The organism is Methanobrevibacter boviskoreani JH1 (assembly GCF_000320505.1).
Lineage (GTDB): Archaea > Methanobacteriota > Methanobacteria > Methanobacteriales > Methanobacteriaceae > Methanarmilla > Methanarmilla boviskoreani.
Genome location: NZ_BAGX02000025.1, coordinates 18,373 through 27,360, shown reverse-complemented (window position 1 = coordinate 27,360; position 8,988 = coordinate 18,373). Strand labels below are relative to the sequence as shown.

The 8,988-nt window shown below is 32.8% G+C and carries 5 protein-coding genes; all 5 read right to left on the bottom strand.

The features are described 5' to 3' along the window. Window positions 1-278 precede the first annotated feature (278 nt). A complete protein-coding gene (locus tag ON24_RS07175; RefSeq protein WP_016357962.1) occupies window positions 279-710 on the bottom strand; it encodes a NusA-like transcription termination signal-binding factor in 432 nt (143 codons plus the stop codon). Between the two features lie 6 nt (window positions 711-716). Continuing rightward, entirely contained in the window at window positions 717-1,016 is a 300-nt protein-coding gene (locus tag ON24_RS07170; RefSeq protein ID WP_016357961.1) for a 50S ribosomal protein L30e, read from the bottom strand. A gap of 424 nt (window positions 1,017-1,440) precedes the next feature. Then, complete coding sequence (gene rpoA2, locus ON24_RS07165) at window positions 1,441-2,712, bottom strand: DNA-directed RNA polymerase subunit A'' (protein WP_040682452.1); 1,272 nt, start codon at window positions 2,710-2,712, stop codon at window positions 1,441-1,443. 11 nt (window positions 2,713-2,723) lie between these two features. Next, entirely contained in the window at window positions 2,724-5,282 is a 2,559-nt protein-coding gene (locus ON24_RS07160) for a DNA-directed RNA polymerase subunit A' (RefSeq protein ID WP_050553590.1), read from the bottom strand. A gap of 94 nt (window positions 5,283-5,376) precedes the next feature. Then, window positions 5,377-8,730: a DNA-directed RNA polymerase subunit B gene (locus ON24_RS07155; protein WP_016357958.1), complete on the bottom strand. Its 3,354-nt coding sequence runs from the start codon at window positions 8,728-8,730 to the stop codon at window positions 5,377-5,379. Window positions 8,731-8,988 lie beyond the last annotated feature (258 nt).

Genomic DNA, 8,988 nt, shown 5'->3' with positions numbered 1-8,988 from the left:
AATTAAAAAATTCAATTTAAAAGTGTTAATAAATGAAAAATAAAGTCTAAATTCTTTAATCAAGATAAAGAATAATCAAAAAAATAACAATAAACAATTAAAAACCAATAAAACAGTTCATAATAATAAAAACAGATAAGCAAAAAAAATAACTAACATGTTTATTGAAAAAAAATGAAAAAAAGAGAATCATCTCTTTTTTTTAAAAATTAAAGATTAGAATATTAATAAAAAATAATATTAAATGTAAAAAATAATTAATATGATAAACTAACTAATTATTTTAAGATAATATTACTAATATTATGTTGTCTATTTGCTAAAAGTTTAGCTCTTTCAATATTGACTCCATCTTTACCGATAGCAATACGTTTGTTAGTATTATCTGCGGTAACTGTAGCAATAGTTTCTCCAGATTCTTTTTTAAGAACCTTAATTGATTTAAGTTGAGCAGGAGCTAAAAGATTTTTAATGAAAACTGTAGGATCATCTGAGTGTTCGACAATTTCAACACCTTTATCAACAGCTCTTTTTACCTTATTAACTGTGCTTCCACCTTTACCAATTGCTAAACCCATATCTCCATTTTTAACAACATAAGTAACTTTACTATGGTCCTCATCTACAAGACAATCTTTAACCATAGCACCAGTCATACTTTCAAATAATGCAATATATCTAATTTCATTAGAATTAAATTTAATAGACACTAAAATCTACCCCATTACTTCTAGTATAGTAGAATCTCCTGGATCGTTAATAACTAATGTAGCTACTGTGAAAGGTTTACCACATACTGAACCAAGAGTTACACTGGTACCTTCATAAACATAGTAAGGAACATTAGAAAGGTTAGAATAATATTCTACATCTTCAAGAATTTCTTTAGGACTGTTTTCTGCAACAATAACAAGTTGACCTTTTCCTAATTTTAAAGATTGAATTGATTTTTCAGAGCCTAAGATTACATCACCTGTATCTACTGCTACTCTGATTGCTCTATCTACGTCCATCATCTGCCTCCTTTAAAAATTTTTATAACATAATTAAACAGAATTTCAAAATACATATTCTGCTATGTAACAGAGTCTAGTTTTAGAGTCTTTATCTATAAAGTTTAACTAAACACTGAAAAAATGGAACAAAAGTTCCAAATAGTATACATATGTAATAATCAATTCATACTATTCTGAATAGTTTGAATTTTTAAACTTGACTATATCTTAAAACCATTAATATTTTAACTCAAGTATAAATTTTATATTACAAATATAATTACAAATTAAACTAAAAAGTTTAAGCAAAACCATTAAACAAATAATGAGTTTTACATCTGAAACAAATAAAAAAATAATGATATTATTTTTAAAATATCTCATTAATAAAATTTTCTTAAAATAAAAAAAATAATAATTAAAGAATATAAAATATACCCTTCAATTAATACATACTTTTAGCTCTTTCTTTTTTGATAGCCTTAAGGGTTTTTTTAGCTTTAGCCCTATTGGATTTAGTAGTTTCTTCTGTTTGATCTTTATCCATTATGACATCTACAGATCCAGTACCTAATGGTATAGGTTGACCAACAATAATGTTTTCAATAACACCAGTAAGTTTATCGGTTTCCCCATGAATACTTGCCCTAAGTAAGTGTTTACCAGTTTCCTCAAATGCCGCACGAGCAAGGACAGAAGATTTTTCTCCACCAATACCATGACGACCAATAGATTTTACAACACCTTCAGAGGTCATCATATCAGCTACAAGCATAATATGTCTAATATCAACAGAAAGACCTTGTTCAGATAAGGTTCTATAAGCTTCATGAATAATAGCATTACGTGCAGCTTCAATACCTAAAACAACATAAATCTCATGGATATCGTTTGTAGTTGTTCTAACATTGTCAATTCCATCGATTTTAAGAATATCTTTAAGATTTGAACCTTCAGTATGTATAATCCATTCATCTTCTTTTCTGATGATAACTTTTCCAATACCTTTTAAACCACTGATTTGAGTATCTCTAACCTTATCTGCTAAAAGACGTAATTCCCTAATGGAAGCCTTAGATGGTTCAAAAGTAAATTTATTATCATCAACTTTAACCTTTTTAAATGATTTTTCAATGGTTGAAATTACATCATCATAATCAAGTCTTTTATCTGCAATTTTGTCCTTGTTTAAAATAGCATCCACTTTCATTTCAGCATAGTTTACATTGAAATCCTCAAGTACATCATTTATGGTACTTTTACCAATGTAGTTTGCAAGTTTACGTACAAATTCCTCATCTTGATTAAGTGCTAAACCATTTTCAGGATTTTCTTCAGAGGACAAATAAATATCCATTGTAGGTGTTGAAATCTTTTTACGAGCATCTACAATTTCAATAAGCCTAGGTAAACCTAAGGTTACGTTTAATTCTGCTACCCCCGCATAGTGGAAAGTACGCATAGTCATCTGAGTACCCGGTTCACCTACAGATTGAGCAGCTACAGTACCTACAGCCTCACCTGCCTGAATAAAGGATCTTTCATAAGCCTCTTCTACTTTATCAACTAAAGTATCTAACTCCTTATCGGTAAGATCCCTTCTAATGTATGCATCAGTTATATCTTCCCTATATTTAGGTGGGAAATTATAATTTTTACTATCAACTACTTCATTTACCTTTTCTAAAACTTCATCTTTAGTTAATTCACTAGCCATTATAATCCCCTCTATTTCTTAACCCTCATTTCATCAATAAGTTTATCAAGGTTTGCTACATGACCATGATCACTTTTAGCAGGATCTACACCATCTTCACCAAATAGTGTTTGAACAACCATACCTCTGTTATCGGTTACACGACCATTGGAACTAGCTTTTAAATCTTCAAGAGCGTTTACAAGTCTTCTTTGCATATAACCAGATTGAGCAGTACGAATAGCAGTATCTACTAAACCTTCTCTTCCACCCATAGCGTGGAAATAGAATTCAATAGGATCAAGTCCATCTTTATATGATGAATGTACAAATCCTTTTGCTTTAGCACCTAATTCGTTTTTCCTGAAGTGAGGTAATGTTCTTTCAGAGTAACCTCTGTGAATACGTCCACCACGAACGGATTGCTGTCCTACACAAGAGGTAATCTGAGTTAAGTTTAACATAGATGCCCTTGCACCAGTTCTTGCCATAACTACAGAATGGTTTGACATATCAAAGTAACTTTCAGCAATTTCTCCAGATTTATCCCTTGCTTCACCTAAAACTTGCATGATTCTCATCTCTAAAGTTTCTTCAAGGCTTCTACCTGGTAATGCTTCAAGTTCATCATTTTCATATGTTTTAACTAATAAATCTACCTTTTCTTCTGCTTTTTGTAAGTGTTCTTTAATACGTTCCTGAGCTTCTTCAGGAATCTCTTCATCATTAGTACTTGTAGTAATACCAGTTTTCATAATTCCACAGATAGCCATATCAGTAGAACGGTCAAGGAATTCCTTAGCAGCTGCAGGACCATATTCTTTAGTAATAGTATCTAAAATTTGACCAGATGCTGAACCATATGCTTTCTCATCAATAGCACCATAAAGTAGTTGACCATTTTTAATTACAACATATGCGTCGTTTTCACATTTTTCTTTAAGACATACATCACATTTTTGACAAATCTCAGCCTTATAAGTCATGTTTAAATCATCAGGTAAAAGTAAACTGAATAACTCTTTACCAGTCCAATTTTCATGTTTACGTTTTGGCATTTTAAGATGTGATTTTCTAATAACTTGGAAAGCCTGTTCCTCAGTAAATTCAGAACCAGTTCTAGTAAGTAGATATCCTCCGGAAATGTGATCGTGAATAGCACCAATAATAGGTCCACCAAACCTAGGTGATAGGATATGTTCCTGTACCCTCATAAGGGATTTAGCTTCAGCTCTTGCTTCATCAGTTTGGAAGATGTGCATGTTCATTTCGTCTCCATCGAAATCTGCGTTATATGGAGGACATACACATAAGTTTAACCTGAATGTTTTATAAGGTAGAACCTTAACTTCATGTGCCATCATAGACATTCTGTGAAGTGAAGGCTGACGGTTGAATAAAACCATATCTCCATCATGAAGATGTCTTTCTACAATGAAACCAGGTTCTAATTGTTCTAAGATTTTATCTTTAGTTTCATCATAGATCCTGATTTTTCTACCATCTAATCTTACAACATAATTTGCACCAGGATGAACATTAGGACCATTTTTAATATATTCCCTCATTTCATCAATATTCCACTCATTAACATAAGTTGGTACGGTTACCTCTTTTGCAATCATTTCAGGCACACCGACTTCGTTAATAGAGATGTTTGGATCTGGAGAAATTACAGTACGTGCTGAGAAGTTAACCCTTTTACCGGATAGGTTACTTCTGAACCTTCCTTCCTTACCTTTTAACCTTTGAGCTAATGTTTTTAAAGGTCTTCCAGATCTGTGTCTTGCAGGTGGTACACCACTTGCTTCATTATCGAAGTAAGTTGTTACATGGTATTGTAAAAGCTCCCATAAATCTTCAACAATAAGTTGAGGAGCTCCTGCTTCCATGTTTTCAATTAATCTTTGATTGATTCTTAAAATATCAACAAGTTTGTGAGTTAAATCATCCTCTGATCTTTCACCGGTATCTAAGGTAATTGATGGTCTTACTGTTACTGGAGGAACAGGAAGAACTGTAAGTACCATCCATTCAGGACGTGCAACTTCAGGATTTACACCTAAGACATATGCATCATCATCGGTGATTTTTTCAAGTCTTTCCCTAACTTCACTTGCTGTTAATTTATAATCTCCCTGGGTAATGGTGGTAGGTTTATCGATTTTAATATCTTCTTGTTCAGCACCACAGTGAGGACATGTATCTTTTTTAGCAGCTTTATAAACTTCTTTAATGATGTCATTTAAGTTTTCTTCATGTTCTTTACAGAAATCTATTTTTTGTCTGAATTCTTCTATTTCAACTTCATCTAAAAGGATACGGCCACATTCATTACAAGTTGAACGTAAGATTTTGTGAATAACATCACCAAAACCAACATGAATTACAGGTCTAGCTAAATCGATACTTCCAAAGTGACCTTGACATTCTCCACCTCTAAATCCACAAGTACGGCATTTTAAACTTGGATCTATAACACCTAAATGAGGATCCATTAAACCATTTTCAATAGGATAACCATCCTCATCATAGGTATCTGGAGTTTCAATCTTAACTACAGACATTTTCCTGATTTGATCTGGAGACATGAGTCCGAAGTTAATTTCTTGAATCTTTTTAATAATTCCTTTATCTCTCAAATTATTGGCTCCTTAATAATATTTAATTCAACAGTCCAACTCTCTAAACTTTGTCTCCTAGGACTAATTTAGGGAAGATACATAAACTCTTAAGTTCGTCAAGTAATAATTTAAATGCATAAGAGATTTCAATTGAGTATGATTCTGATTCACCACAGATAGGACAATAGGTTTTATTTCTACTTTTATCATATACTGCAAGCATACCACATTCTCCACAGACAATAGCTTCGTATTTATCTGATTCATCAAGTAATCTTTCTTTAAGTGCAAGAGCTGCACCATGAGCAATAAGACAATCTCTTTCCATTTCTCCAAACCTTAATCCACCTTCACGTGCTCTACCTTCAGTAGGTTGACGTGTAAGTACTTGTACAGGACCTCTAGAACGAGCATAAACTTTATCAGAAGTCATGTGGTGCAATTTCTGATAGAATGCTACTCCAACGAAGATTTCAGCCTCTATTCTTTCACCAGTTACTCCACTGTATAAAGATTCACATCCTGCAGATTCAAAACCATAATCAATCAAGGTTTGTTTGATGTGTTTTTCTATTTCAGGATTAAATGGAGTTCCATCTATCCTTTTACCTTCAAGACAACCAGCTTTACCAGCTACCATTTCAAGTACTTGTCCTACAGACATCCTTGAAGGGATAGCGTGAGGATTTACAATAACATCCGGTACAATTCCGTCTTCGGTAAATGGCACATCTTCTTGAGATAATATAAGACCTACTACACCTTTTTGACCGTGTCTTGATGCGAATTTATCACCAAATTCAGGTTGTCTAGTATCTCTAACACGTATTTTTGCAAGACGACTACCTTCAACAGTTTCAGTTAAGAGAACTGCATCAACAATACCCTTCTCACCATGACGTACAGTTACAGAAGTTTCTCTACGTTTCTCGGAAACAGTACCAAATTCATCGATTTCTTCAAGGAATCTAGGAGGTGATGTTTTTCCAATAAGAACATCTCCAGATTCTACATAACTTTCAGGATTTACAACACCGTCTTCATCTAGGTGTCTGTATGCAGCATCTGATCTGTATCCTTTAACGGATTTATCAGGAATCTCAAATTTATCCTCTTGTCCACCAGGATAACGTTTTTCAGAGGTATCATATGATCTGAAGAAAGAACTTCTACCTAAACCTCTTTCAATAGAAGATTTATTTAAAATCATAGCATCTTCCATATTATATCCTTCGTAACTCATTAATGCTACAACAAAGTTTTGACCAGATGGTCTCTTATCATATTCAGTTGAATCAATGATACGTGTTTTTACAATAGGTTTTTGAGGGTGATGTAATAAGTGTGCCCTAGTATCTGTACGTAATGCATAGTTAGATACATATAAACCTAATGCTTGCTTTGTCATACCGGATTCCATAGTGTTCCTTGGAGAGGAGTTATGGTCTGAAAATGGAATAATACCTGCACAAATACCAAGCATGGTAGCAGGGTCGATTTCTAGATGAGTATGATCTGGATTTAAATCTTTAACTGACATTGCAATGTATGCGTTTTCTTCCTCTTCAGCATCTAAATATTCAATAAGACCCATATCAATTAAGTCATTCCATTTAAGTTCCTTAGAAGCAACTTGATCAAGATGTTCTTTAGTAAGTAATGGAACACCATCCTTGACAATGATTAATGGTCTTCTTGCTCTACCTGGATCATTGAAGATATAGATTTCATTAGTATCATCATAATAGGTAATATTCATTTCTGATGATATTTCTCCAGCTCTTCTCTTTTCCCTCATTTCCTCTGTAAATGCTACCGGCTCATCACAGTTACCTAAAAGTTCACCATTGATGTAAATTTTAGCGTTGTTTCCATCAAGAACACCCATACTTTTAATAACATCAATAATGTCCTGTGTATCTGAACCTTCGGAAATCTTACATAATAGTGCTAAGTTCTTTACTAATCCACAGTTAGGTCCCTCAGGAGTTTCGTTAGGACAGATTTTACCAAATTGAGTTGGGTGTAAATCTCTTGCTTCAAAGTGAGGTTGACTTCTTGTTAAAGGAGATACAACACGTCTTAAGTGAGAGAGTGTACCCATATAACTAGTCCTATCTAAAAGTTGGCTTACACCAGCCCTACCTCCAACCCAGTTACCTGTTGCAATAGCATGTTTAATGTTTTCAGTTAAAACATCGGATCTTACTGCTTGTTTAATAGATAAATCTTTACCACGAGAGATACTTCTTTCCAATTGATAACTCATATCTCTTGTAAGGGAAGTATATGCTACCCTGAATAAATCTTCCATTAAATCTCCAGATACCCTAAGTCTTTTATTGGTATAATGATCCTTATCGTGAGGTTCACGTTGTTGATCTATAACCTGGAGTAACATTTCAGTCATTTCAGCTAAATAGATTGCTTTATTATGACGTTTCTCAGGTTCAATACCCATATGAGGTAATAAATACCTATCGATTACATCTTCTGCACGTTTAACACGGTATTCTTCAGTCATACCTTTAGCAACACGGTTACCGATATATTTAACTGCAGATAAACGTAAGTATTCATCTCTTTCCTCTTTGGACATATTTTCCATTTCTTTAGGATCTAATTTTAATGAATCTTCAGATACTTGAATATCATCTGCAATCATCATTTGGAAGTTGAAATCATCGGATATTGCAGTAATAATTTCTTGATCTGTAGAAAGACCTAAAGCACGTAAAAGAATTACAAGTGGAATTTCACCAGGAACATATGGGAAGGATATTCTTAAGAAAACACCACTTTTACGAGGTTTCTTATATTCTAAAGAGATTCTTGCTCTGAAACCACTTTTAATAGAAGTTACAATAGCTTTAGCACGTCTATCTTCAACTTCCCCAATACGTTCTAAGATAATTTTGTTTGGAGCGATTTCTTCCATTGTAACAACAGCTCTTTCAGAACCGTTTACAATGAAGTAACCGCCTGGGTCTTGAGGATCTTCACCTTTTTCGATTAATTCCTCATCAGTTAAACCATGTAAGTGGCAGATATTTGATTTAAGCATAACTGGCAATTCACCAATATATACATCTTCAAAATCAGCCTCAGGTTCACCTTCAATATCCAAAGCCATTTCTAAATACATATGTGCAGAATAGTTTAAATTCCTAAGTCTAGCTTCTGTTGGATAGATTGAACTTTTAGAACCGTCTGCCTCTTTAGTAAATGGTGGTTCAATATGCAATTTACCTGTACGTACAGTATATTTACCGTTTTCTAAACTAATAGGATCAGTAATATCTATGATTTTTTGAATACGGTTATTTACAAAATCATTGTATGATTTAATATGATGATCTACAAGATTATATTCATCAAAAAATGCATCAACTAATTCCCATGTCTCTTTTGTCATGGACTTCCTCCAATATTTTTTAAATTCCAATGGAACAAACAATTTTAATAATAAAATCCTATGATTTTTTAAAATTTTAATTAATTTTTTAATTTACAAATTTAATTCCAAATTAAACAACTACTCTAAGAAGTTTTAGATAAAAAAATAGTAACCTGATTAAATTTTATTAATCATTTATTTAGTATAGATTATAATTTATAATAAAAATAGTGTTCTAGATTCCTAGTATTACTATAAAAAGAAGTAACATACACC

Bases quoted from the DNA above. Each gene is read 5' to 3' on its own strand.
- ON24_RS07170 (WP_016357961.1), bottom strand. From the start codon at position 1,016: ATGATGGACGTAGATAGAGCAATCAGAGTAGCAGTAGATACAGGTGAT.
- ON24_RS07155 (WP_016357958.1), bottom strand. From the start codon at position 8,730: ATGACAAAAGAGACATGGGAATTAGTTGATGCATTTTTTGATGAATAT.
- ON24_RS07160 (WP_050553590.1), bottom strand. From the start codon at position 5,282: ATGTCTCCAGATCAAATCAGGAAAATGTCTGTAGTTAAGATTGAAACT.
- rpoA2 (WP_040682452.1), bottom strand. From the start codon at position 2,712: ATGGCTAGTGAATTAACTAAAGATGAAGTTTTAGAAAAGGTAAATGAA.